General features: G+C 57.6%; 20 protein-coding genes and 3 pseudogenes. 5 read left to right on the forward strand and 18 right to left on the reverse strand.

Going from position 1 to position 23737, the window contains the following annotated elements; all coding sequences use genetic code 11:
• Window positions 1-104: 104 nt before the first annotated feature.
• The 7 genes from O8B93_RS25655 to tssI all read right to left on the reverse strand — a co-directional run bounded on the left by O8B93_RS25655 (window position 105) and on the right by tssI (window position 6569).
• Window positions 105-554, reverse strand: a complete 450-nt coding sequence (locus O8B93_RS25655) for a hypothetical protein (protein ID WP_269712684.1) — start codon at window positions 552-554, stop codon at window positions 105-107.
• 2 nt (window positions 555-556) lie between these two features.
• On the reverse strand, window positions 557-1105 hold the full coding sequence (locus tag O8B93_RS25660; protein WP_269712686.1) for a hypothetical protein: 549 nt from the start codon (window positions 1103-1105) through the stop codon (window positions 557-559).
• Window positions 1102-2319 (reverse strand): hypothetical protein, encoded by a 1218-nt coding sequence (locus O8B93_RS25665; RefSeq protein WP_269712687.1) that lies wholly within the window; start codon window positions 2317-2319, stop codon window positions 1102-1104. Before O8B93_RS25665 ends, O8B93_RS25660 begins: the two co-directional genes overlap by 4 nt.
• A 2-nt stretch (window positions 2320-2321) precedes the next feature.
• Window positions 2322-2699, reverse strand: coding sequence for a PAAR domain-containing protein (locus O8B93_RS25670; RefSeq protein ID WP_269712688.1), 378 nt, complete (start codon window positions 2697-2699; stop codon window positions 2322-2324).
• A gap of 78 nt (window positions 2700-2777) precedes the next feature.
• Window positions 2778-3821, reverse strand: coding sequence for a hypothetical protein (locus O8B93_RS25675; RefSeq protein ID WP_269712689.1), 1044 nt, complete (start codon window positions 3819-3821; stop codon window positions 2778-2780).
• The gene (locus O8B93_RS25680; RefSeq protein ID WP_269712690.1) at window positions 3818-4411 is read right to left on the reverse strand and encodes a hypothetical protein; all 594 of its coding nucleotides are present in this window, start codon (window positions 4409-4411) and stop codon (window positions 3818-3820) included. The genes O8B93_RS25675 and O8B93_RS25680 overlap by 4 nt, the downstream gene beginning before the upstream one ends.
• 25 nt (window positions 4412-4436) lie before the next feature.
• Window positions 4437-6569: a type VI secretion system tip protein TssI/VgrG gene (tssI, locus tag O8B93_RS25685; RefSeq protein ID WP_269712691.1), complete on the reverse strand. Its 2133-nt coding sequence runs from the start codon at window positions 6567-6569 to the stop codon at window positions 4437-4439.
• A 158-nt stretch (window positions 6570-6727) separates the two neighbouring features.
• On the opposite strand from tssI, the gene O8B93_RS25690 reads away from it, so the two are divergent.
• Entirely contained in the window at window positions 6728-7630 is a 903-nt protein-coding gene (locus O8B93_RS25690; RefSeq protein ID WP_269712693.1) for a hypothetical protein, read from the forward strand.
• 6 nt (window positions 7631-7636) lie between these two features.
• On the opposite strand, the gene O8B93_RS25695 is transcribed toward O8B93_RS25690, so the two are convergent.
• The 4 genes from O8B93_RS25695 to O8B93_RS25710 form a co-directional block, all read right to left on the reverse strand.
• A complete protein-coding gene (locus O8B93_RS25695; protein ID WP_269712694.1) occupies window positions 7637-8173 on the reverse strand; it encodes a hypothetical protein in 537 nt (178 codons plus the stop codon).
• Window positions 8174-8212: 39 nt separating this feature from the next.
• Window positions 8213-10075 carry an ABC transporter ATP-binding protein gene (locus O8B93_RS25700; protein ID WP_269712696.1) on the reverse strand — a complete coding sequence of 621 codons (1863 nt, stop codon included), beginning with the start codon at window positions 10073-10075 and terminating at the stop codon, window positions 8213-8215.
• A 252-nt stretch (window positions 10076-10327) separates the two neighbouring features.
• Window positions 10328-12004, reverse strand: coding sequence for a hypothetical protein (locus tag O8B93_RS25705; protein ID WP_269712698.1), 1677 nt, complete (start codon window positions 12002-12004; stop codon window positions 10328-10330).
• Window positions 12005-12075: 71 nt separating this feature from the next.
• A complete protein-coding gene (locus tag O8B93_RS25710; protein WP_269712700.1) occupies window positions 12076-12540 on the reverse strand; it encodes a DUF6714 family protein in 465 nt (154 codons plus the stop codon).
• Window positions 12541-12878: 338 nt separating this feature from the next.
• On the opposite strand from O8B93_RS25710, the gene O8B93_RS25715 reads away from it, so the two are divergent.
• The 3 genes from O8B93_RS25715 (at window position 12879) to O8B93_RS25725 (ending at window position 16143) form a co-directional block, all read left to right on the forward strand.
• Complete coding sequence (locus tag O8B93_RS25715) at window positions 12879-13427, forward strand: TRAP transporter small permease subunit (protein WP_269712702.1); 549 nt, start codon at window positions 12879-12881, stop codon at window positions 13425-13427.
• A gap of 16 nt (window positions 13428-13443) precedes the next feature.
• The gene (locus O8B93_RS25720; protein ID WP_269712703.1) at window positions 13444-14949 is read left to right on the forward strand and encodes a TRAP transporter large permease; all 1506 of its coding nucleotides are present in this window, start codon (window positions 13444-13446) and stop codon (window positions 14947-14949) included.
• Between the two features lie 81 nt (window positions 14950-15030).
• Window positions 15031-16143: a TRAP transporter substrate-binding protein gene (locus tag O8B93_RS25725; protein ID WP_269712705.1), complete on the forward strand. Its 1113-nt coding sequence runs from the start codon at window positions 15031-15033 to the stop codon at window positions 16141-16143.
• Window positions 16144-16205: 62 nt separating this feature from the next.
• On the opposite strand, the pseudogene O8B93_RS28020 reads toward O8B93_RS25725, so the two are convergent.
• The 4 genes and pseudogenes from O8B93_RS28020 to O8B93_RS25745 all read right to left on the reverse strand — a co-directional run.
• A pseudogene (locus O8B93_RS28020) lies at window positions 16206-16610 on the reverse strand (LuxR C-terminal-related transcriptional regulator); the annotation flags it as partial.
• Window positions 16607-16978, reverse strand: a pseudogene (locus O8B93_RS28025) (response regulator); the annotation flags it as partial. The pseudogenes O8B93_RS28020 and O8B93_RS28025, both read right to left, overlap by 4 nt.
• Window positions 16975-18372: a two-component system sensor histidine kinase MctS gene (gene mctS, locus O8B93_RS25740; RefSeq protein ID WP_269712707.1), complete on the reverse strand. Its 1398-nt coding sequence runs from the start codon at window positions 18370-18372 to the stop codon at window positions 16975-16977. The pseudogene O8B93_RS28025 and the gene mctS, both read right to left, overlap by 4 nt.
• 334 nt (window positions 18373-18706) lie before the next feature.
• A pseudogene (locus O8B93_RS25745) lies at window positions 18707-19147 on the reverse strand (flavin reductase family protein); the annotation flags it as partial.
• A gap of 287 nt (window positions 19148-19434) precedes the next feature.
• Here O8B93_RS25745 and O8B93_RS25750 point away from each other — a divergent pair.
• Complete coding sequence (locus tag O8B93_RS25750; RefSeq protein ID WP_269712708.1) at window positions 19435-20187, forward strand: helix-turn-helix transcriptional regulator; 753 nt, start codon at window positions 19435-19437, stop codon at window positions 20185-20187.
• Between the two features lie 30 nt (window positions 20188-20217).
• Here O8B93_RS25750 and O8B93_RS25755 read toward each other — a convergent pair whose 3' ends face one another.
• From O8B93_RS25755 to O8B93_RS25765, 3 genes are read right to left on the reverse strand one after another with little or no spacing between them, the layout of a single operon-like run.
• A complete protein-coding gene (locus tag O8B93_RS25755) occupies window positions 20218-20868 on the reverse strand; it encodes a GntR family transcriptional regulator (protein WP_269712709.1) in 651 nt (216 codons plus the stop codon).
• 23 nt (window positions 20869-20891) lie between these two features.
• Window positions 20892-21983 carry an ABC transporter ATP-binding protein gene (locus O8B93_RS25760; RefSeq protein WP_269712711.1) on the reverse strand — a complete coding sequence of 364 codons (1092 nt, stop codon included), beginning with the start codon at window positions 21981-21983 and terminating at the stop codon, window positions 20892-20894.
• Window positions 21976-23658 (reverse strand): ABC transporter permease, encoded by a 1683-nt coding sequence (locus O8B93_RS25765; protein WP_269712713.1) that lies wholly within the window; start codon window positions 23656-23658, stop codon window positions 21976-21978. The genes O8B93_RS25760 and O8B93_RS25765 overlap by 8 nt, the downstream gene beginning before the upstream one ends.
• Between the last annotated feature and the right edge of the window lie 79 nt (window positions 23659-23737).

Genomic DNA, 23737 nt, shown 5'->3' on the forward strand with positions numbered 1-23737 from the left:
GTCGTTCCGCTCTTGGTGTAGATAACCTTGGTGCCGGCCAGCGAATATATTCCCGAACCGCTCTAGCACATCGGTGATCAGCCCAAAGTTGGGCTCGCCCGCTATTACCCGATCGTATAGTTCGATGCTACGCCGCGAAGATGTGTGACCGTCGCTTGCGACAAAACACCACTGCCCAGATACTCAGCAAAGCTGTATGAGAATATGTCACTTCGTTCTATCGCCTGGACCAGATTGGTATCGCCAAAGACAACGAGGTATTCGTGATCCTCCGGCGCCCAGATCCAGAGATCATGACCTGAAAAATGGATCAGAAGGCCATAAGGCGAATTTTCAAACAGTGCATCAAGCACCAACCCGACCGGTTGCCGTGCAAAATGGCGCGGAGGCTGACCGAACTCGTAAGCAGCAAAATCAATCTCGTCACTACCGATACGCGCAGCAACAAGAGCGACTTCCTCCTCGCTTGGGAACTCAGGATAAATCCTCGCCGCGAAATTCCTGTTTCGGATGGCCCGATGATCCAGAGTGCAATTTTTTCCAATAAAGTCCATAATCAAACCCCAGGTCCGTCATTATAGCGTATCTCGGTCTGACGACCGTTCGGCCTGCGTATCTGCAACGTCGGACGACCGTCAGAGCTTCCCGGACGGACGGTAACCTTGCTGCCGTCTTCCAGTTCCCCCGTGCGGCCCGGCCCGTATTGTGTTTCGATACCTTTCTCCTTGCCCGGTTTCAAGGACTCGAAGTCGCGTTCTGCTTCCGCCATACCGCCGTCCTTTTCGCCGTGTTTTGTCTTGCCCTTTGTCTGTTGACTGACGCCCGCTTCATTCTCCAGTTCCTCTTGGCGCTTCTTCTGTTCTTCCGCCTTTGCCGAACCGCAGTTCCCCGTGCAGCTTCCCGCCTCGCCATCGGCGGGTTCAGAATGGCTCTCATTGTACATCTTGTAGAGTTCGTAGCCTTCATAGGCCAGCATGGCGAGGCCGATTGCTGCGCCAACTGGCCCAAGAAAACCGAGCGCGGCGCGGGCACCGAGCCTCGTCGCTACGCCTGCAGCCGCACGGCCAAGCAGAACCTCCCCGCCAGCAGCAGCCACGGCAGTCATGCGCGCCCCCGTTCTTTCGCCGCATTCGCCATCAGCCGCATCATTTCATCCAACCGAGCGTCAGGATTGCTGCCTTTGAGGTTCTGGCGAATATCAGGTGCTTCGATGAAGCGCCCGTTGCTTGCGCTCATAAGGTAGGTCCACTGAAAGAATCCGCGCTCGGTTTTCAATCCGTAAATTCGTGCCTGTGTTTCATATCGTTCCATGAATATGAGCGCTTCGCGCTCCTCCATGCCTTGTAGCAAATGCGGCGCGGACCTTTGAAACGCCCCCACTCGGCGACGACGCGCAGCGAGCATTCGAGATGCACTGATGACCTCGATATTTTCAGGAGTCAGGCGCAACATGCCGCCTTGCGCTACGACATCAACTGGTCGATGAGCGCGCTTGATGCTCCCACCCCATACCTCGGCCGGAGCGAAGTAGATTTCTTCGGCCGGGCCTATAAGGCGCACCACCTGTTCCGGCGAAAGCGCCGGCAACACCTGCATCATGACATTCGGGTCGGCATGGCGGAAAATAACAATTTCGCTACGACCCCGCCCCTCTTCAAGATCAAGGGCAAACGACGCCTCTTCTTGCGCATCGTCGGCTGCCAAGGAGATATCTCCGGCTTCTCCGGAAACCGAACCGCTCAATCCCGCGAGCGCGTCTCGCTCGAGCGGCAGAATGATACGGTTAATACCACGAAGGTGCCTGTGGATTGTTTCCTCGGACAGGGAGCGATCGCCGACCCAGAACACTACAGCAGGCTTGTCTGCGACAAGCTTGAGCAGGGCCTCTATTCTGCTCTTTACCTGCCTCGGCAGATCGATCTCGTCAGCCGGCAGCACGCCGCCGCCACTTTCATCACCCCTGGCGACGGCATCCGCCATGGCGTCCGACAGTTTCGCCGCCAGCGCCTGAAGTTCTTCATCGCTCGGCTCCGCCGTCTCGATCAAACCATCCGGCGCAGGTGGGACCGCCGGTGAAAGGCTGAGGGAAACCAGCCACGGTCCGCCGAGCATGATTGCGGCATCCGGCCCCGCCTGCCGATAGAGCGGCCTGTGGCACAGGCCCGCCGCCGAAAGATCCCCTGTCAGGTTACCGAAAAGGGCTCCGTCCAGCACGGCATAAATGCGCCTTTCGCCGCTGTCTGCAATCTGCGAAAGGCGGGTCAGATAAGCCTGACTGACCGCAGACAGCTCCGCCCTGCCATCAAGCTGATCCTGCATGCCTATCCCCGAACCGTCGGAACGGACCCGCCGGCCATGTTGGCCTGGCACGGGGTGCCGTCGCTACCGCCATTGGGTTCGTTGTCACCGATATAGACGTCGGGCGAACCGGTTTGCGCATTGCCGCCGCAGTCGATCGCATCTCCGACACGGCCGGCCGGCTTGCCATTGATGAAGACTGTGTATGCTCCCACCGCCAGAGCCCGCGAATGCGACGGCTTCGGGCAGGAGGGGCAGCCGTGCGGCACGTAGGCATCCCCGACACGCATCAGCGGCCGACCGTTCACATAGACATTGTCACTACCGCCCGTGGCCGGTGTGGGCGGAAAATGGCAGGAATGGGCGGAGCCGATATCGGCGCGGCGATGAGCTTTGGACATAGGACCGATTACCCTGTGCTAGAAAAACATGAGCGGCTGACAAGGCGACGCACAGGCACCTCGGCGACAACCGCCCGGCTAGAATGCTCGGCGGATCTGTTCACCCAGCTTTCGCAAGGATTGACGCGGCAACGGAACGTGGTCCTCAATACTTCTGATCCAGTCGCCACTTGCGTCGCGTTTTGTATGCGCCGCATTCCACGCACTCCGTCCCATATTTCCAGCGCCAACAACCTGCTGCGGCGAGCCATTTCCAGTATAGTCATTCGCGAGATCGAGGCTGACATTCGCGCCGAACAGGTCTCCCGGCAACCAGTCGACGGTGAGGAGCGTTCTGGTCATGGGCAAGGCACGTCCTCCGGGTAGTTGCGTCGCGGCCGTACCCATGCGGATGTGAGACCCCAAAAACAGCACATTTCTTGACGCATCGAGGAGAAAACTCTCGCAGTTCGGGAAACCATCACCCGAAATCGCCGAAGACACATGTATCTTTTTGTCGGCCCTGTTAAACCTGAGACTGAATTCATGGGTGACATCGAGATCCGGCACCATTCCGCCCCAACGCTCCCACACCTTCAGGCTTCCTCCACGCGTATCGGACCCTCCATCCGAAATATCACCGCCTAGAATCCAATGGCCCGGATCCGTGTCGGCGCCATAGAAGGCAAAATTCTTGCCGGCGTAAGACAAACGACCATTGACGCTCTGATCACCGTCTTCTCGATACGGCGAAATATTGCCGGAGGTGTTTTTACGCGGATGTTTCCTCGGTTGAGAATAATCGTTTTCCATCTTGGGCAGGATATCGCCCCGCTTGGTCCATTCGGACTGAGGAAGGTCGATACCCCTGTCGCCCAACTCATCTCTCGCCATCACCTCCGCGGCACGACTGCCGCGTCCTTCAAGTACACGCGGTATGACTTCGTTGGACGACGGGTCGGAAAAGCAGCGCTCACGTGTGAACTGAGCTGCTTTCAGGTCGATTGTAACTTCATGGGTGATTCGCGAGGTTACGCTCAAACTTGACGAGAATCCTCTTGAATCGCCGTGGAAGCCAAGACCACCCAGACCAAAATTCCTATCGGGGTGAAATGACCGCGTTACCAGAAGCAGCTGGCTCATTCGGAATCCCTCACAAAGGTTTCAATCGCGCTCTGGGATAACGACAAAACACGGCCCGCAGGGAAACGCTGAATGGAAACGGCCGCCTTATCCTCGCTTGTAAAAGCCAGATCGAAAGTCGAAGAGAGTATCCGCGCCCATCCATCATTATAGGTCGTTCCTTCGACATGAATGACGCTCATCGAGGGCCAGCTCACCTGCTTTTTGGTTTCCGGGTCGGTTACTTCAGCACTGCCAATCAAAATCTGCCGGGTTTTAAGGGGTTTGGCGTCACTGCCGGAAGGGGATTGAAGCTTGAAGCTATAGGTTCCGCTCTCAGGATAAACAAAATCCACGATGGATGCAGGCGACGACACGCGGATATGGAACTCCTTTTCATGAGCGTCCTTTGGTCCCGCATCTGCTGCTATGGCGCGCCATTCATCATCGGAAACCTGGCGCCCAGATATGATTACCGCCCCGCCTTCTTTATAGAGCGGCTCATCAACAGATATAATTAAACGGGTCGACAACTCTGGCTCCTTCGCTTGGCTAAATGCCGATGGTAAAGTCAAAGCAAACAAGATGGTTAAACCGACGATCTTCCTCAAAATGCCCCTCCTTACCAACAGCTACTTAATTCAAATCTATACGCGCTGCCGTCATTTTTACCGAGTTTTCTTCCTCAACGATGAAATTCGTCCCCTTGAGTTTGACAGTTCCATCAGGAAGCATGCGAAGCTCGGACTTTCCGCAACGGAAGACAATTTCCTCATGGGCATCGATGGTTTTCGTCCCACCTACAACTTCGCTTGAGGCTGCCACGGCGCTTTCATAGATGGCTCCGCCGACATTCACGGTATGGATACCACCAACGGTGACTATATTCGCTCCCCCGACCGTCAAGGTCGATACACCTATCGCGTTTATGGAAACAGCGCCGGAAGCATTCACCGTGTAATTACCGCTGCCACTCATAGCAGACATGGTTTTGGCGAGAAAATAGCCCGCATCCCGAACACCAAAAGAACTCTCAGCGAGAGGTCCCCGAACGACGCCGCCGCCAATTCCCGTACCAATGTTCAACGTGGCATTCTGGCCGATATGCGTCATCTGACTGGACTGAACTTCGGTCAGCAGCGCACCACCGACCGACGTAATCTTGTTTGCATCAACTCTTTCAGTCGCATGATTGAGAACCTTCAATGTCAGGTCTTTTTGGGCATGCAGGAATATCTCTTCGAGCCCATTTTCATCTTCGAACGAAAGTTCATTGAAACCTTCACCCTTGTGGGTATTCGTGCGGAACGTACTCTTCGTCTTGTTAGCGGGCAGCTCATAAGGCACGGTCTGGCGGGCATTCGGCACCACCCCAGTCACCAGCGGCCGGTCCGGATCGCCATCGACGAAGGCGACCATCACCTCCATGCCGATGCGCGGGATGATCTGGCCGCCCCAGGTGGAACCGGCCCAGTTTTGCGCAACACGAACCCAGCATGTATCCGTGCCATCCTTCTTCGCCTTGCGGTCCCACGGGAACCACAGCTTGATGCGGCCATATTGATCCGGATGGATTTCCTCGCCTTCGGGGCCGGCGACGATCGCCACCTGCGTGCCTTCGATGCGCGGGCGTTTTGTTGACCGATGGGGCGTTAGCGGCACACGGGCCGGGATCGCCTCGAAGTGATTGCGATATTCCGGTTCGTTGCTATTCGTTTCATAGGAGAGATCGACGATGCTGTGGCTCGCCCTCACGATCACATGCTCCTCATAGGCATGGTCGGGATGGGCAACCTCGAAAGGCGTGAAACGACGGCCCGCCTCCAGAATGCGCGTGGTCGATGAGCCGAACACCCGGTCATGATCGGCCTCGATGGACTGGGTTCTGAGTTTCTGCGCCCGCTCCGCCTCTTCCACGGTCTTGATGCGGGCCGGATATTCGTAAAGCTCGCGTTTGGTCGCATCCGGCATCTGCACCAGCGATGGCGTCATCGTGCCCGGCACCATGCCCGGTGTCTCGAAATTCCAGTCCGCACCCGCCCGCTGGCCGGAGACATAGGAGAACCGCCGCGCCCAGTCATTGATGTGGTTACGGTCCGACGAGCCCTGTGCCAGCCGCACCGTTCCCTCGCCCTGCGCGGCCGGTGATGGTCCGAGCCAGCCGCTGGCGCTATCGGCCACATGCAGCTTGTGGGAACCATCCTCATGGCTGAACCAGTAAAAAAGACCGTCCTCCTCAAAACGGCGCAGGAGATAGGAGAGGTCATCTTCGTTCCATTGGACGCTGTAGTGCTGCGCAGGCGGCGGCGAGATGATGCCCGACGTATCGGGGGCGGGAATGCCATGTTCGGAAAACAGCGTCTCGACGATCTCGACCGCCGTCTTGTCCATCCAGATGCGGCAATCGGACCGGCGCGACAGCAGCCACATCTGTGGCCGGAGGGTCAGCGCATAGGAGCGCAGGCCGCGGGTAATCGGCGGCCCTTCATGCAATTCCGTCACCAGGCCGTTGAAGGGACGGCGAACACCGCCGCCATCACCATCGCCCTGGCTTATCTCGATCGAGACATCGACCAGCCGCCCGATCAGTTCCTCGGGCTTCACCGCTTCCTTCTTGGCCCGCACCGTCAGGCGGATGTCGAAGAGCTGCGACACGCCCTCCTCGACCGTCAGGCGCTCCGGCAAAAGCTGGTCCTCGCCCAAGGGCGAAGACACTTTCAGAACACGGCTCGCCTGAACGAAATCAGAAACCGAAGGCTGGTCATTCATGGCGAACCTCGATAGCAGAGCTCAAAAAAATCAATTAGCCGTCAAAATCTCGACAGAATGCAATCAAACATTGTGGCGAAACCAAGGATTCACCATGAATTCTACAACCTGGATACGCCAAATATCCATCGATGAAATCTGACAGGCCGGGGCACGGAGTGACGATCGAGAAAATTTCGAGGCAAACAAAACACGACGCCGACCGTTACGGTTTGCGCCGCGAAGAAGCCGCCGGGGTTCGCCACGGCGCCGGCTGGTGGGTCAGTATCAGGCGACGTGGCCACAGGATTGTCAGGCTGTTCAAGGACAGTATCTATGGTTCCGGCGAGGAAGCCTACCGTCAGGCACGCGCCTACCGCGACGCCATTATCCTTGCCATCCCGCCCGCCACCAACCTCGAGCAGGCCGTACTTGTGCGCAAGAACAACCGAAGCGGCATTTCCGGCGTCAGGCGTGTTGAGACGACCGACGGCGATGTGTGGCAGGCTACCCTGATGACCAGTGAGGGACAGAAAAGAGAAAACTTCTCCGTCGCCAAACTGGGCGAAGAGGCGGCAAAGTCGATGGCGATTACACAACGGCGTAAATGGCTGAGGGCACTGCCTGTGACACATCTTGCCTATGCCCATCACGCTGCCGAGGTTGCGCGAACGCAATTTGGCGACGAGCTTACGCCGGCGGATGATGTTTTGCCGGAGGTGCGTCTGGCCGATACTGACATTGAGGCGCGTATCAAAGAAATTAACGACCAGTTTGATGCGTCTCGCCCGAAGCGACTGCGGGTTCGGGTAAAAAGCTATTCAACAGACAGGGTATCCATCGCAGTTTCCGATGCAGAAAGCCCCGCGCGGAAAAAGCTCATGCATATAAACAGAAGGGGCAAGACAGGTGTCGAAATCATAGACGCGATCAACAGATGCGTCCGGGAAACCGTAACGGCAATTCACGATGAGAAGACCGCATGCTGGTTCAGTTCCACCTATGGGGACAAACTGCTCAATCCGCAGACATTCAATATTGATGAGGGTTTCAACCTGCTTGTTATTGTGCCTCGGGAATAGTGCATCTCATCGACTTGAGCTTATGTTGATGACGGCGGACGAGCCTACCTGAACAAAGGAATAATCGACCGCACCCCGCTTCCACGCCGCAGTTACAATTTCGATAACGTCATTCTTGTCGAGATTGTCTGGCGCCCCAAGCTGATCCGATAACGCATCCAGCAAGCCGGAGGGTCTTGGCGTGGTAAAGGCGCACGCCCTGTGTCCATCAGGACCAGCGGCAATCCAAAACGACAGTAACTCCACGCCGCCTTCCCTCTCATGTCGCCACCCCACGACATCAACAGAGCCGCTATTATAACCGACGAAGCTACGACGCCACTCATCAATGTCCGCATCGGTTAAACGCTTCCAATCGAGTTCGTCGCCGTTTACCATCGCTTCTTGCACAGTGGGCGCTTCACAGATGGTGAGAAGGCGCTCCACCGTCATATCCGCCGGCGTGGCCGCGGCTTCCCCGAAACTCAAAAATGCGGCTAAACCGCTGCTGATTGTCGCAACCTTGAGGTACCGAAGCTGGATCTTGCACGCTCCTTTTCTCATATCTCCTCACTCCTGTTGATCTCACCACGCTCTTGTAGCTTACGGCGCCACCCACTCGTCTTCGGGAATGAAGCCACCAATCTGGCGTTTCCACAGGCGCGCAAACAAACCATCCTGCTCGACCAACTCTCCCGGGCGCCCCTCTTCGATAATCCGGCCATGATCCAGCACGATGATGCGGTCCATTCTGGCGATAGTGGCCAGGCGATGCGCGATCGCGATCACCGTTTTGCCCTCCATCACCAGATTGAGCTTTTCCTGAATGGCAGCTTCGGATTCGCTGTCGAGTGCCGACGTCGCCTCGTCGAGGATCAGGATGGGCGCGTCTTTCAGGAGTACCCGTGCAATGGCGACCCGCTGGCGCTGCCCGCCGGAAAGCTTGATGCCGCGGTCTCCGACAAAAGCCTGATATCCTTTTCGCCCTTCGCTGTCGGCAAGATCGGCAATGAAGGCATCGGCCTTCGCCACTTTCGCCGCCTGTGCCACCTCCTCCTGCGTCGCCTCTGGTCTCCCGTAGCGGATATTGTCGCCGACCGACCGGTGCAGTAGGGCCACGTCCTGGGCAATCACCCCGATATTGCGGCGCAGGCTCATCTGTGTGACCTCGCGAATATCCTGACCGTCGATGCGAATGGCGCCCTCCTGAATGTCGTAGAACCGCAGGAGTAGATTGACCAGCGTCGTTTTTCCCGCGCCTGACAGACCTACAAGTCCGACCTTCTCCCCGGCACGCACCGTCAGTGACAAATCATCGATTACTGGCCTGCCTGACTTGTAAGCAAAGCGGATATGGTCGAAATCGATGTTCCCATGCGGAACACGCAGTTCAGTAGCACCGGCTCTGTCGGTAATCGTCGGCGGCGTCGTCATGACAGGCATTGCATCCTTGATGGTGCCAATCGCTTGGAATATCTGCTGGCCCATTTGCAGGAAGGTGAATGTATGCCCCGACAGGCGTTGCAGAATATAGACGGCGCCGACAAATTCCCCGACCGTGATGAAGCCCTTCACCAGACCGGAAAACCCCACCGACAGAATTGCCAGCCACAACGCCATGTTAAGCGCAACCACGACCAGCTCCGACGCGCGGTAGACACGCTGCTCCCTGTGCTGCGTCTGCACCGCCTTGGTCAAGATGCGACGAATAGCGCCCGCCTCACTGTCTTCGGCGGCAAATTGCTTGATCATCTGCATGTTGCTATAGAGATCGGTAATCGCCCCCGAAACAAGGCTCTTTTGTTTCGCCGAGCGCCGTGACCGTTCCGTGAAGACAGGAGCCAGTTTGACGGCGAGAACCACATTCAGCACGATCCAGATGAACACCGGCAGCGCCAGCTGCCAGGACAAGGCGGCAAGGAGCGCGAGAGAGCCGATCATTTGCAGTAGGAAACGTGGTCCGATCTGAAACGCGTTGATGATCTGCTGCTGAACCGCCGACGACACCTGCGAAAGACGCGAGGCGACCTGCCCGGCATAAAGCTCATGAAAAAATGCCAGATCCTGTCTCTCCACGGCCTTATGGCCCTGCCACTGGATCGCCGCCGGCATCGCGATACCAAGGGTGTGCGAATTGAGCGTGTTGAGAAGAAACGACGCTATCGGCATGGCCGGAAAGATCAACAGTCCGAGGACGGTCAGCAGCCGCCATTCATTCCGCAGAAAAGCTTCCGCCCCCTGCGCCGTCACGCCATCGACGATAACGGACAGTCCCCAGATGATAGACAGGTTGATGGCTTCAACCGTCATGGACGACAAAGCGAGCGCGATGAGGACGCCGCGAAACATCGCAACGAAATGCAGCAGAACCGACACGGGTCCTTTCGACGGCAGTGGCCGAAAGGGAATATCGAGCGGCCGTATCAGCCTCTCGAAAGGGCGAAAAATCGTATCTGAAATCGACATGGGCCTCTCGGATCGCGGTTTGGCATCGAAGGGGAGGAATCAGCTACGTGCCCGGCATGGAACCATGCATGGCGTTCAATCTCAATTACCGGATGTGTTTTTGCAGCCAGAGGATCATTATTCAGGCTCGGTGAGGGTCGCGCTTGAAATGTTGTCCGCCCGGCGAAAACTGTTACGCGATTGTAGTTACAATCGCGCGATTGCCCCCTGACCGGTTAATGTGGCGGCATCCATCGCGGGACCCGCATCAGCCTATGCCAATTCTATACGCCCTGTATTCCCACAATTGCGAAGCTGGTCGAATGGAACAACGGCGATACGACCGTCGAAAGTGCCAACGGCCAAAGAATCGTCAGTCGCATCCATGCAGTAAATAACCGTTGGAAGACCTTCGATCGTCACCTGCCCGGTAATCAACACTGCACCATCCGCTGCGCTCAGCGTGGAGAGTGTACCGTCCAGAAACGCCACAAGGATCAATCCTTCTTTTCGAGCATGTACGATGGCACTCGCGCTGGCATTGATGGCAAAGCGCCAAATCTCCCGATCCGCACCGGCATGTCTGAACGATCTGGAACGGAGGCCGCCGCCTATGGCATCGTCGTTCGTGATCGGTCTGCGGAATATAAAACCTCTATTTCCCTTGTTCGGATCCGGATTGTAATGCCGTCCCGTCATGATTATGCCGGGCCCCAATTCATCTTCGACGTAACAGCCCAGACATTCCATTGCATGACTGGCGTGACTTCCGTCTGCTTTCAAGAGCGGCCAGAGCGGCTCGACAGCGCCGTTTGCACCGACACGACAGAGACGCTTGTTTTGATGCGAGGTCTCAGGTCTTCCTTGAAGGATGAAGAGATCTGGCGCTCCATCGATTCCCGAGAAGTGGTTGAAACAGTCATAATGGCCAAGATCGGCGAAGCGCACGTCGGTTGTCTTAATATCCAAGATGATATCGGCTTTTGCTCTTCCTGCCCGATGTCTGTCCAGTCGACCGAGCACTAATCCGCCCTTTGAGGAAACGAAATTATAGCAACCTTCAAAAGCGGCAATTTCGAAGAGCCTGTCGTCGGACAGGGTCAATAGGCGTGAATGCTGTATCTGCCAGCCTGAAACGTCATATACCGCGATGACGGGAGGGGATGTCCGGAGGATATCTGCCCCATATCGTCCGTCTTCCTTGAAGCTGGTGACGCTGCCACTGGCTACATCATAAATTTCGAGCAAGCAATCATTGTGAACCGCCGCTATCCTCGCGTCATCAAGCCAGGCCACATCCCAGATCGCGCCTCGGCTTGAAAGTTCATCGCACCCGAACCATGCCTTCAGCTCTTTTTCCAACATCTCGTGCTGAGGTTCAGCAAACGCGAGACTATGCCTGACGATCCCATGGGCGGGGTCGATCGCCACGTCCGGTGTCTGCGCTGCGCCGGTCTGTTCATAAGGCAGGCTGAGTGGATAAACCTGATCGAACGGATCATCCCCCTCTCCCCAGTCTTCATCCCAAGGCCTAACCAGGACATCGAGCCTGTTTCCATCCCCATTGAAGCTGCAGCGCTCGACTTCCGGCAAGTTCCTAGCCGCCGGCCAGGATCGATCCGTCTGCCAATCCCAGAAATATAATTCGCCCTCGAACATGTAGCCGCCGTCATAGCTGCCAGCTGCCACGGCAAGGACCGGATCGAAAGGATGAAAGCTCACGTCATTGATGGGCAGTCGCAAAAGGTCAAAGAAGGCGAAGGGCCTTGCTTCGCCGCGGTGGTGAAGGGCCAGACGTTGACGGATCCGCTGCCCCGCGTAGGTGGCCCGGCCAGGAGGGTTTGTAAGCAATGGCAGCGTGCTTGCGATTGCAAGCATGCTGCCGTCAGGGCTCGCGAACGCCCGAGAAATTACCCCGCTACCCCGGATGGTTGGTGAATAGATGATCAAAAAACTCAGTCTCCTCAGTGCCGCGCCGTACTTCCCTGTCGCCTACAGTGCGGTAGAAGCCACGCCCTGCTTCAAGCCCTATAACCCGCCCACTCTTGCAGCGCTCTTTCTATATCGTAGCGGTAGGCCGCCATATTCTCCGTCTCGCGAACGGCACGAAGATAGAGTTCAACAGCATTCCGTTGAGCTGGCGTCAGCAAGCGAAACTTCTCTGGAGACGCGAGCAAGTGCTGTGCAAACTCATGTTTATAGTCATCATCGAGATAGGCAATCAGATATGCGGGCAGATGAAATCGCATTCCTTCGACATCAAAAAACGACGGGCTACCGGAGTGATTGTTCAGGGCCTCTAACGTGATTGCGACCCAATCATTCTCTTCATCAGCGGCCCGGCATGCAGCATGAACCTCGTTGCTCGCGTAGTCGTCGAGCGCCTGCGTCTCGTTAAGACCCACGCCGCCGCCCAAGGTAACGCCTGTAAATGCGTCTCGTATCGCGGCTTTCGCCTTCTCGATGATATCAGTTGCCGGTTTCATCAGAGCGGGCGCCTGTTCAATGATGCGCGCCCCCATCTCCCTGCGACGTCGGCCAAGCCCCGCCCTCGGTACGCTCGAACTGGATGCCGCTCAGGGTGCCCTCCTGCGATGTCGCGGATCGTGCTCGCTGCCGCACTCTCTTCTCCCAAAACCCGCTCTTTCATTTCGTTATTCCGCGCCATCCCCCCTGAAGTTACCCCGCATACCCAGTTCCCGGTATGCCTGGAGAAATCCGTCTCCCGCGGCCCTTGAGCGCGAAGCCACCATTGATATCGTGCCCGAACTATAGCGGCAGCATATGTATTGAGGAGTACGCGGCCGCTTCCGGGGAGGACATCATGACGTTTTTATTGGCCGTTTCGCGCGCCATTGATGCTGCCAATTCAGCCATTGGCAAAGCCATTTCCTGGCTGCTTCTTGCAGCCATTTTCATCAGCGCCATCAATGCCATCATGCGCAAGGCGTTTTCCATGAGCTCGAACGCCTGGCTCGAGTCGCAATGGTATCTGTTTTCTGCGGTCTTTCTGATCGCTGCCGCCTACACGCTTCTGAACAACGAGCATGTGAAGGTCGATCTGGTCTATGGCAATCTTCCGCGCAAAGGGCAGCTATGGGTCGACATTCTCGGGACGATTTTCTTTCTCATGCCTTTCTGCCTCATCACGGTTTATCTCTCCTGGCCAGTGTTCCTGCAGAAATTTGCCTCCGGTGAAGTATCGAACAATACGGGCGGCCTCATCCAGTGGCCGGTCTGGGCGCTGATACCGATCGGCTTCAGCCTGCTCGCCCTGCAGGGCCTTTCGGAACTCATCAAGCGCGTCGCCATCCTGCGCGGCGATATTCCTGATCCGGTTGCAGCGGCGGATGCCGAAGCGGCAATGCTCTGATCGAAGGAAAACAACAATGGCATTCATTGCGGAAAATCTCGCCCCGATCATGTTCGCGGCGCTCATCATCGTGCTGCTGCTGGGCTATCCGGTGGCCTTTGCTCTCGCCTTCGTCGGCTTTTTCTTCGGTTTCATCGGGATCGAACTCGGCCTCTTGCCGGCAACCCTGTTCCAGGCCATCCCCGATCGCATATTCGGCCAGATGTCGAACGAAACACTCCTGGCCATACCGTTCTTCACCTTCATGGGACTGATCCTTGAAAAGAGCGGCATGGCGGAAGACCTCCTCGATACGATCGGCCAGCTGTTTGGACCGGTGCGCGGCGGCATCGCCTTTGCGGTGATTTTTGTCGGCGCTATTCTGGCGGCCACGACAGGCGTTGTTGCCGCCTCGGTCATTTCGATGGGTCTCATCTCGCTGCCGATCATGCTGCGGTATGGTTACGACCGCAAAATCGCCGCCGGCACGATTGCGGCCTCCGGCACACTGGCGCAGATCATACCGCCAAGCCTCGTCTTGATCGTGCTGGCAGACCAGCTCGGCCGCTCTGTGGGTGACATGTACAAGGGCGCCCTCGTTCCGGGTCTCATGCTTGTCGGAGCCTATACGCTCTACATCATCGTGACCTCGATCATCAGCCCGGCAAAGGTGCCTGCCCTGCCATTGGAGGCCCGGACCCTGCGCGGCAGCAAATTGCTGCTGAAGGTCATCACCTCGCTCGTGCCGCCGCTGGTATTGATATTCCTCGTACTCGGCACGATCTTCCTCGGCATCGCCACGCCCACGGAAGGCGGCGCCATGGGTGCGGTGGGCGCTCTCGCCCTGGCGCTTGCCAACCGCAAGCTCAATTTCGGCCTCGTCCAGCAGTCGCTTTACGCCACGGCGAAGTTGTCGTCCTTCGTACTGCTCATCCTGCTCGGCGCGCGCGTCTTCTCATTGACCTTCTATGGCGTGAATGGCCATGTCTGGGTCGAGCATCTGATGACATCGGTTCCGGGCGGCGAGATCGGCTTCCTGATCGTCGCCAACCTGCTGGTGTTCTTCCTGGCCTTCTTCCTCGATTATTTCGAGCTGGCCTTCATCATCATCCCGCTTCTGGCTCCGGTCGCCGATGCCCTTGGCATTGATCTCATCTGGTTCGGCGTCATGCTGGCGGTCAACATGCAGACCTCTTTCATGCATCCGCCCTTCGGTTTTTCGCTGTTCTTTCTGCGGTCCGTTGCGCCGACACGCGCCTACAGGGATCGCATCACCGGACAGACGATCCAGCCGGTCACCTCGAGCCAGATCTATCTCGGCGCCATTCCCTATCTCTTCATCCAGCTCGCCATGGTCATCATCATCATCGCCTTCCCGGGCATCGTGATGCACTACAAGTCAGGCGCCAAACAGGCCGATCCCTCCGCCGTTCATATCAACGTACCCATGCCCGGTGCAGGGACGGACGCCGATCCTTTCGCCAATCCGTTCCTTGCGCCCGGCAACACCGCGCCGAGCTTCGGCAAGCCAAGCACACCGTGACAACCGGCCGGGCGCGCAAGCGCCCGCCGCAAACCATCGACGCATCGGACGTCGCTCATATTCAACAGGAGGAGGTAACCCATGAAGGACAATCCAGGCCGCAGACAATTCTTGTCGGGCGGTGTGCTTGCGGGGGCGGCAGCTGCTGCTTCGACGCTTGCGACACCGGCCATAGCCCAGTCATCGCCAACCGTTCGCTGGCGTCTGACATCAGGTTTCCCGAACAATCTGGATACGATTTACGGCGGCGCCGTTGTCATGGCCAACGCCCTGAGGGCCATTACGGGTGGCAAGTTCGACATCCAGGTCTTTCAGGCCGGAGAAATCGTTCCCGGAACCCAGGCCATCGACGCCGTAAAGGCCAATACCGTCGAAATTTCCCATACCTGCGGATATTATTTCACGGGCAAGGACCCGACATTCGCGATCGGCTCAACCATCCCCTTCGGCCTGAACGCCCGCCAGCAGAATGCATGGCTTTACCATGGCGGCGGCAACGAGGCCTATAATGAATTCCTGTCCGACTACGGCGTCATCGGCATTCCCGGCGGTGCGACGGGCGCCCAGATGGGCGGCTGGTATCGCAAGGAAATCAAGAGCATCGAGGATATCAAGGGCCTCAAGATGCGTATTGCCGGCGTTGCGGGACAGGTGCTCGCCAAGCTTGGCGCCGTGCCGCAGCAGCTTCCCGGCGGCGACATTTATCCGGCACTGGAACGCGGCACCATTGACGCCGCGGAATGGGTCGGTCCCTATGACGACGAAAAGCTCGGCTTCTACCAGATCGCGCCCTATTATTATTATCCGGCCTTCTGGGAGGGTGGCCTGACGATCCACTTCTTCGTCAACAAGGACCAATATGCGGCCCTGCCCGACGAATACAAGGCAGCACTCGATACCGCCTGCAAGGCCGCCAACATCAACATGCAGGCGCTCTACGACGTCAAGAACAAGGATGCGATCCGCTCGCTGGTTTCCAAGGGCACGCAGCTTCGTCCGCTGCCCCGGGATGTGCTCGACGCCGCCTACAAGGCAACCTTCGAGCTCTATGACGAGTACGCCCAAAAGCACCCCGCATGGGCCAAGATCTATCCCGGCTGGAAGAAGTTCCGCGACGAGAGTTATGAGTGGTTCCGCGTCGCCGAATATACCTATGATAGCTACGGCTATGCGATGCAGACAGCCGGTAAATAAGCTGACATGACTTTTACCGAGGCCCCGGATGGCGACATTCGCGGGGCCTCGATCCGGTCCCGCTATTCCTTGATGAGCCCGTTGTCTATCGCATAGCGAATGAGACCGGCGGTCGTCGCAATATCCAGTTTCCGCTTGATGTTCTTGCGGTGGGTTTCCATSGTACGCTCGGCRATATCGAGSGCCARAGCAGCATCGCGGTTGCTTTTTCCCCTKGCAATCAAAAGCAGAACGTCCTGCTCGCGGGTGGTMAGTTCCTTCAGCCTGCCGGTGGAACTCTCCATCAGCACRTCCCGAACGCCTGAGGAGAAATAGGTGCCGCCGGCCGCAACGGTATCGATTGCCGCCACTATTTCCTCCGTGGCCACATCCTTCAGAATGTAACCGGCCGCCCCATACATCACCGATGTCGAGATATATTCCCGGCTGTCATGCATCGACAGCATCAGTACCCGGGCGGAAAGCTCGCAACGGTATCGATTGCCGCCACTATTTCCTCCGTGGCCACATCCTTCAGAATGTAACCGGCCGCCCCATACATCACCGATGTCGAGATATATTCCCGGCTGTCATGCATCGACAGCATCAGTACCCGGGCGGAAAGCTGTCTTTCCTTGAACAGCTCCAGGGCATCGATGCCATTGATCTGGGGCATGTTGATATCCATCAGCACCACATGGGGTTTTGTGGCGACAGCCGCGTCAATGCCCGCCATTGCGGACACCGCGGTTCCAACCACAGCAATATGGTCGTAAGTCTCGAGCACCGCCTTCAACCCGTCGAGGACGAGAGGGTGATTGTCGACAAGAAGAACCCGGATCGGATGAACGGTCACTCCGCAGCCTCCTGCAACCGAGGGCCGTGATCCTTCATGGCGGTCATGGGCAGGACCGCCCGCAGGACGGTTCCCCTGGCGGAGCTTTCCACATCGAGCCTGCCGCCGAAATGGGTCATGCGTTCCTGCATGTTTCTGAGACCAAGACCCTTGTCGGCTGGCATTTCGTTCTCTGTACGGGTGGCCGGAAATCCACGGCCATTGTCGCTGACAACCATCTGCACCCGCTCATCGCGGCTGGAGAACCTGATGGTGACCCGCGTTGCATCCGAATGACGCTCGATATTGGTGAGCGCCTCTTGTGCAACGCGATAAAGGGCGACGCGGGCCTCCGGAACAAGCATGTGCTTGAAGGCCACCGATTCCAGCGTCGCCGCAATACCGGTGCGTTCGGAAAAGCTGGAAATCAGCGCTTCCAAAGCTGCAGTCAGTCCCAGGTCGTCAAGAACGCGGGGACGCAGGTCGTGCGAGATACGCCGGACCTCCTTGATCGCCTCGGTCAATGCCGACGCGCCTTTGCCGATCGCCTCCACCGCGCCGACATTATCCGGCGTCACCTTGCGCCGCGCGAGATCAATTGCAAAACGCACGCCGACGAGATTTTGAGAAATGCCGTCATGTAGTTCCCGGGCAATGCGCAAGCGTTCCTCTTCCTGGGTATCGATGACCCTCTGCATCAGTTCCTTCAGCCGCCCGTCCGCCAGCCTCTGCTGGCGCAGATTGAGCAGCATGCAGGTGGCAAACACCAGGAGAACGGCGGGGACTGCAAACAGCGCCACGATCAGGAAATTCCAGGTGATGGAGTGGCGCAATTCTTCCTTGGCCGCCGCGGTCGCCGCAAAAACGTCATCCAGATAGACGCCTGTCCCGATCATCCAGCGCCACTTGTCGAGGCCGGCCGCAAACGAAAGCTTATCGGCCATCTTCCGGGTTGAAGGTTTCTCCCACTTGTACTGGACAAGTCCTCCCCCTTCTTTTGCCTTGAGGATCAGGTCGTAGATAACCCGGTTGCCATCGGGGTCATAGAGATCAAGCCAGTTATTGCCCGGACGGAAATTTTGCCGCGGATGAACGACGTTCAACCCATCATAGTCATAGACGAAGAAATAACCGTCCGTGCCGTAGTCGAGGTCCATCAGAATGCGCTTGACCTCTTCCTTCGCGGCTTCGTCGTCCGGCCCGGCCTTGTCATAAACCGAACGGATGGCGGAAAGGGCGAGATTGGTGAGGTTGAGGAGTTCCGCCTCCTTTGCGGCAAGCATGTTTCGCTCGAATGCGTCGATGCTGGTGCGCGCCAGCGTCATTGACTGCCAGGTAATGAGCGCCGTGATGATGATAATGGCAAGAACAAGGGGGCCGATGGCCAATGCAAGGATCTGGTTCCTGAGTCTCATGCGGCCCTCCGTCACATTCGCTCTTACTTATCCTCAATTGACAACACTTCGCACGTCAAGTCGAGCGCGTAAAAGCGTATACTGAGCGAGTTGACCTGAGATTGACCACTCAACCTTGGCATAGTGGGCAGTCGGAGCATCCTCGACTTCGAGGAGAGTGACCGCTTTGAGGGGCTGAAAATATCGGAGCATTAACGAATAATATAAAGCGCAAGGTTGCGTTGGCGTCAGTGCAAATGACGGCCGCCTGCTCTTGATTGGAATCGAACCGACGACGATCAGATTCTGAGCTATGTGAGCTACCAACCGAACAAGGCGCTGGTGATCGAAGGTTTTACTCAGCCGCGTCAGTTCCAAAGAACTTTCGACTCTCCCATTCCTGTGGCGTCAACGTCTTGACGTCGAAATGATCGCGGGTACGGGCATAGGTATGTCCGCCCATGCGGCCGACGGCGTCCATCATCTGCTGGTCGATATGTAAATTGGACGCATTGACCGCATCGCTGCGAACGAAGACGCCGACGACTTCGCCGAGGATGATCTCACGGGCAGGCCCCACCTGCAGTGAGGTATGACGACGGCACTCAAGCGCGGGTGCCGCGAGAATGCGTGGGCTACACAGCATCTCACCCGGTACTGTTTCGAGACCCGCCTCCTCCATCTCGTTGATGCCTGGACCGAATTTGATCGCGCAGATCTCCATCTGGTCCACGAGCGCGTTGTCGCAGATATGCACGGTAAATTCGCAAATTTCACGGATGTTGCGGGCGATATCGTTCGTCACCGAAGGCGCAATTGATCATAGTCTTTATTTTCTCCGACTGCCCAAAAGGGGCAATGTTGACCTCGCCCCCTAAGAAACAGGCATACCAATTCCAATGAAATCTGGATGTCCTAACCATTTGGTGTCGGACACAAGATATGCCTACGCGAGGGCGCTTGCTGGAAGTCCGAGTATTCCCGCGAACTCGATCTGCAAGAATTGCCAAAGTTCATTGCGGCGGTTCAAAGTTTCAGCATAAAATCACCGAGGGTGGAATTTAAGCAAACGGCGGAATCGGGATGAAAAACGCGTTTCAGGATCAAGGCAGAAGACGAAGCAATCAGCCACGGGCTCTGGATGGGTTTTTCGACAGTGCGATGGTGGAGGCTGCTGCATTCGGGCTTGAAGGCCTGATTTACGACTATACGCCCGTACCGTTCACGCCCGATGGACAAGTAGTGCCTCCGACCATCGTCGGTATGCGCAACATGCCCAAAGATATGGAATCCATGTGGTTTGATGGGGGGCTCTATCTTTCAGATCCGGTCCAGATTCTGGCGCTCAGATCAATCCAGCCGCTCTATTGGTCCTATCATTTCGACGAACCGTCGGTTCTGACACCCACGGCCCAGGGGGCGGTCGCGAACTATCTCCGCGACTCCCAAATGGCGCGTGGATTGACCGTACCGGTTCAGACCCCATCAAAAGGCTGCGCCACGGTAACGGGGTTCTGGCGGCGACCGCCAGACAGGCAGATTCTGGAAAGCCTGTTCGTGGCGGAGTTCATGTTGTTTGCCCACAAACTGCATGGAAAGCTGTTGGCAGAAGCCAGTCAGGAAGACTTGGCAACGGTTGCCGTGCGGCTGACCCCGCGCGAAGCGGAATGTGTCCGCCTTTGCGCGGAAGGCATGTCGGACAAGCAGGTGGCATATGCGCTGGACCGCTCCATCTCGACCGTCGTGATGCATCTTCAGTCAGCCATGCGAAAGCTCGGAGCACGCAACAGGGCGCAGGCGATTGCCCGCGCCGCCCACTACGGAATATTGCAGTAGATATTGCCAGACGGGCCGAAGCGCATTCTCCTACGTCTCGGCCGCATGTGCACGCCAGCGGTTAATGTGCCGGCAAACGATTTCCGCGAGCTGCGGACCTTCGCGCCTGCGCAACGCCTCCACCATGTCGAAATGATCATCCGACGAGGCTTTTAGAGTGCTCGTGCTGAGCCAACCCGACCAGGAACCCGGCAGATCGCGTTCCCTTAGATCATTGAGCAGGTTCGCCATCATTGTATTGGCAAGCGAGGCATTCATGGTCCTGTGAAATTCGTGGTTGAGGCGTCGTAATTCCACATACGATCCGACTTCGATGGCCTGTTCGAAAGCCGCCGCCGCCGCGGCTATCTTCTCGATATCACTCGATCGTATATCCTTGACCATGAGGAGCGCCGCCTCCCGTTCCAGAATGGTGCGGATCTCAGAAATCTGCGACCGTGCCTCGGTACTTGGCATCATCAGGCGGATACCGCGATTGGGCACATGCTCCGCCATGCCCATCAGCACCAGATCGTCCAGCGACCGGCGGATCTGCGCCCGGGTTACACCGTAAGTCTCCTGCAGATCGACCTGCCGCAACCACTCACCGGGGCGATAGGTGCCCACCAAAACGTCCGAACGGATACGTTCGGTAAGCGGGCGTACCACTTCGGCCGGTCTCGCCGTTTCCGGCCTATCCAAATCTCTGTCCTTGCCGCTGTTCATCAGGTCTTGTCTTTCGCGCGTTCATCCGGTGGGAAAATAAGCGCATTCGCCCGATCGATCCAGATATTACCTTGTCCTTCAGGCGCCGGCCGGATTGCCTGAAGACGAAGGCGGCATTCTCCGAGAAAGGCTTCCTGCTCAAACCGGTCGCCGAGATAATTCGCGGGGCCGAAGTGAACGAGAAGGCGATTTGCATCTGGCACCTCGGCCAGCCGGATATTCTGGGGCCGCACCGCAACGACAGCCGGGCTGCCCGACTGGAGCGGCAATGGCGCAACTCCGCGAATGGCCTGCCCGTCCCCGAACGTGATGACCGCCTCTTTCTCGGAAACTTCAGAAAAAGACCCGCCCGCAATCAGATTGGCGCTGCCGATGAAACTCGCCGAGAAGGGATGTACAGGCCGTTCATAAATATCCTGCGGGGTGCCCATCTGAATGATATGGCCTCCGCGCATCACCACAATCCGGTCGCTCATCGATAGAGCCTCTTCCTGGTCATGGGTGACATAGATCGCGGTCAGGCCAAGCTCGCGTTGAATGTTCTTCAGCCAGACGCGTGCTTCCTGACGAAGCTGGGCATCCAGATTGGACAGTGGCTCGTCCAGCAGAAGCAGTGTCGGGCGGAACACCACCGCGCGTGCCAGGGCCACACGCTGCTGCTGCCCACCAGACAGTTCGCCGGGATAACGTTTTGCATAGGCGGTCAGTCCGACGAGTTCGAGTGCCTCCCCTACCCGCCGGTTTCGCTCGGGCGCCGCGACCTTCCGCAGCTTGAGGGAGAGGCAGACATTATCTTCCACCGTCATGTGGGGCCAGAGCGCGTAGGATTGGAAAACGACGCCAAACCCCCGTGCCTCGGGCGGAAGCGCAATTCCCGTAGCGGCATCGAATAATGTGCGGCCCGCAAAGCTGATGCGGCCATGAGTCGGCTGATCGAGGCCGGCGATCGCCGCAAGCGTCGTGGATTTGCCGCAGCCTGACGGACCAAGCAGGGTGAGAAACTCTCCGGCGCCGACCGTGATGTTAATGTTGTCTATGGCGTTGATGGCACCATAGCTGCGGGTAAGATCGGAAAGGACGAGATCAGTCATAGAGTTTTACCCGGAAAACGAGCCGCGTCGCGACGAGGAAGAGAGCAATGAGAACCATCTGAAGCGTTGCAAAGGCGGCGGTTACGCCGACATCACCATTTGTCCAGAGGCTGAGCATCGTCACACCCATCACTTCCAGCCCGGGAACGATGAGGAAAATGGCGATGATGTAGGATTTGAGGTGGAAGATGAATAACAGCACGAAGCTGCCCAGCATGGCCGATCGCAGAAGGGGCACCATGACGATGCGCATCGAACTGAACCAGTTCGCCCCCACCGTGCGCGCCGCCTTGTCGAGATCCGCGCTGATCTGGATGACGGCCGGCTGTATGGCGCCGAGCGCGAGCGGCAGCGTCGCCATGACGTAAGCGAGGACGAGTATCCACAGGCTGCCACGCAGCCAGCCCAACGGTGCGAAGATGACGGTCGCGTAGAAGATACCCAGTCCGGTAATGAGGCCGGGGATGACGCGTGGCGAATAGGCGAGCGTCTCCAGCGTGAGCTTGAACGGAAAGTCCGACCGCTGAATGAGCAACGCCACCATCACTGCCAGTATCGTTCCCGCCGATGCGGAAAAGAAAGACACGAAGAAGGTGTTGCGGATCGCCCGGACGAAAGCCTCCGAAGCCAGCAGCGTATTGAAATTCTTCAAGGTCAAAGTGGTCCAGGGCGCCACGAGCGGCGAAAGGAAGGTGGTGAATGCACGCAGGACAACGCCGAAGACCGGCACGATGACGAGGAAGAAAGCCAATAGTGCCACGATAACGACAAGCGGCCATTTCAAGCTGCCGAGCTTCAGGAGGGCAGGACGGCTGCCCTTGCCTTTCACCGTCTCGTAGCGATGGCTGTTCTGCAGTAATAACCGCTGGACAAACAGTGTCGCCGCCACGAGCACAACGAGAAGCAGGGAGGAGGCCGCAATCAGACCATGGTCCGGATCGCTTGCCGCAATGCCCTGATGATAGAGGAAGGTCGACAGCGTCTCGATCCGCGCAGGTCCGCCAAGAAAAAGCGGGATGGACAGCGTTTCGACCGCGATGATGAGGTTGAGTGCGGCGGAGGTTATGATCGAAGGGATCATCAACGGCAGAGTTACGCGCGCCAGGACACTCAGGGGACGGGCACCGACCGTTCGCGCCGCATGTTCAAGCGCGGGGTCGACAGATCGAACGGCGCCATAAAGACAATAGAGATAGGCGAGCGGAATCTGCGACACGCCGGCGACAATCCCCATACCCGTCAGGGAATAGAGATTCCAGGGGGCACCACCCAGCATACGCGCGAGCCACTGGGTCACAAATCCGGACGGTCCATACATGATGACCCATCCCATGCCAAAGATCAGGTGGGAAAGGTAAAGCGGCCACATCAGGACGCCGCCTATCCATTGTCTGCCGGGAAGATCGGTGCGCCCGAGCAGCAGGGCGGCCGCCACGCCACCGACCTGCGCGATGACGACGGTGATCACGGCGAAGACAGCCGTTGTGCCAAGAACCGAAACGAGCTGCTCAGACCCAACGAGCTTGCCGAAATTGGCGAAGGTGAAGACCCAACCTTCGGAATAAAGCGGCCGATCGATAAAAACCTGAACGGCGATGGGAATTGCCGGCGCCAGCATGAGGATCGCCGTCACGACGAAGATCAGCAGTTGAATGAGCCGTGAGTAGTCCGGCAAGGTTGACGGCGCCTCCCCTTGAGGGATCGCCGAAGAAATACGAGGGCTGCGGCCCATGATTGTCCACCCTTTTGTCAGG

Source organism: Martinezella rhizogenes (genome assembly GCF_027460065.1).
Classification (GTDB): domain Bacteria; phylum Pseudomonadota; class Alphaproteobacteria; order Rhizobiales; family Rhizobiaceae; genus Agrobacterium; species Agrobacterium rhizogenes_C.

Excerpts from the sequence above, each read along its gene's own strand:
- O8B93_RS25655 (WP_269712684.1), bottom strand. The coding sequence starts at position 554 with ATGGACTTTATTGGAAAAAATTGCACTCTGGATCATCGGGCCATCCGA.
- O8B93_RS25660 (WP_269712686.1), bottom strand. The coding sequence starts at position 1,105 with ATGACTGCCGTGGCTGCTGCTGGCGGGGAGGTTCTGCTTGGCCGTGCG.
- O8B93_RS25665 (WP_269712687.1), bottom strand. The coding sequence starts at position 2,319 with ATGCAGGATCAGCTTGATGGCAGGGCGGAGCTGTCTGCGGTCAGTCAG.
- O8B93_RS25670 (WP_269712688.1), bottom strand. The coding sequence starts at position 2,699 with ATGTCCAAAGCTCATCGCCGCGCCGATATCGGCTCCGCCCATTCCTGC.
- O8B93_RS25675 (WP_269712689.1), bottom strand. The coding sequence starts at position 3,821 with ATGAGCCAGCTGCTTCTGGTAACGCGGTCATTTCACCCCGATAGGAAT.
- tssI (WP_269712691.1), bottom strand. The coding sequence starts at position 6,569 with ATGAATGACCAGCCTTCGGTTTCTGATTTCGTTCAGGCGAGCCGTGTT.
- O8B93_RS25695 (WP_269712694.1), bottom strand. The coding sequence starts at position 8,173 with ATGAGAAAAGGAGCGTGCAAGATCCAGCTTCGGTACCTCAAGGTTGCG.
- O8B93_RS25700 (WP_269712696.1), bottom strand. The coding sequence starts at position 10,075 with ATGTCGATTTCAGATACGATTTTTCGCCCTTTCGAGAGGCTGATACGG.
- O8B93_RS25710 (WP_269712700.1), bottom strand. The coding sequence starts at position 12,540 with ATGAAACCGGCAACTGATATCATCGAGAAGGCGAAAGCCGCGATACGA.
- O8B93_RS25715 (WP_269712702.1), top strand. The coding sequence starts at position 12,879 with ATGACGTTTTTATTGGCCGTTTCGCGCGCCATTGATGCTGCCAATTCA.
- O8B93_RS25720 (WP_269712703.1), top strand. The coding sequence starts at position 13,444 with ATGGCATTCATTGCGGAAAATCTCGCCCCGATCATGTTCGCGGCGCTC.
- O8B93_RS25725 (WP_269712705.1), top strand. The coding sequence starts at position 15,031 with ATGAAGGACAATCCAGGCCGCAGACAATTCTTGTCGGGCGGTGTGCTT.
- mctS (WP_269712707.1), bottom strand. The coding sequence starts at position 18,372 with ATGAGACTCAGGAACCAGATCCTTGCATTGGCCATCGGCCCCCTTGTT.
- O8B93_RS25750 (WP_269712708.1), top strand. The coding sequence starts at position 19,435 with ATGAAAAACGCGTTTCAGGATCAAGGCAGAAGACGAAGCAATCAGCCA.
- O8B93_RS25760 (WP_269712711.1), bottom strand. The coding sequence starts at position 21,983 with ATGACTGATCTCGTCCTTTCCGATCTTACCCGCAGCTATGGTGCCATC.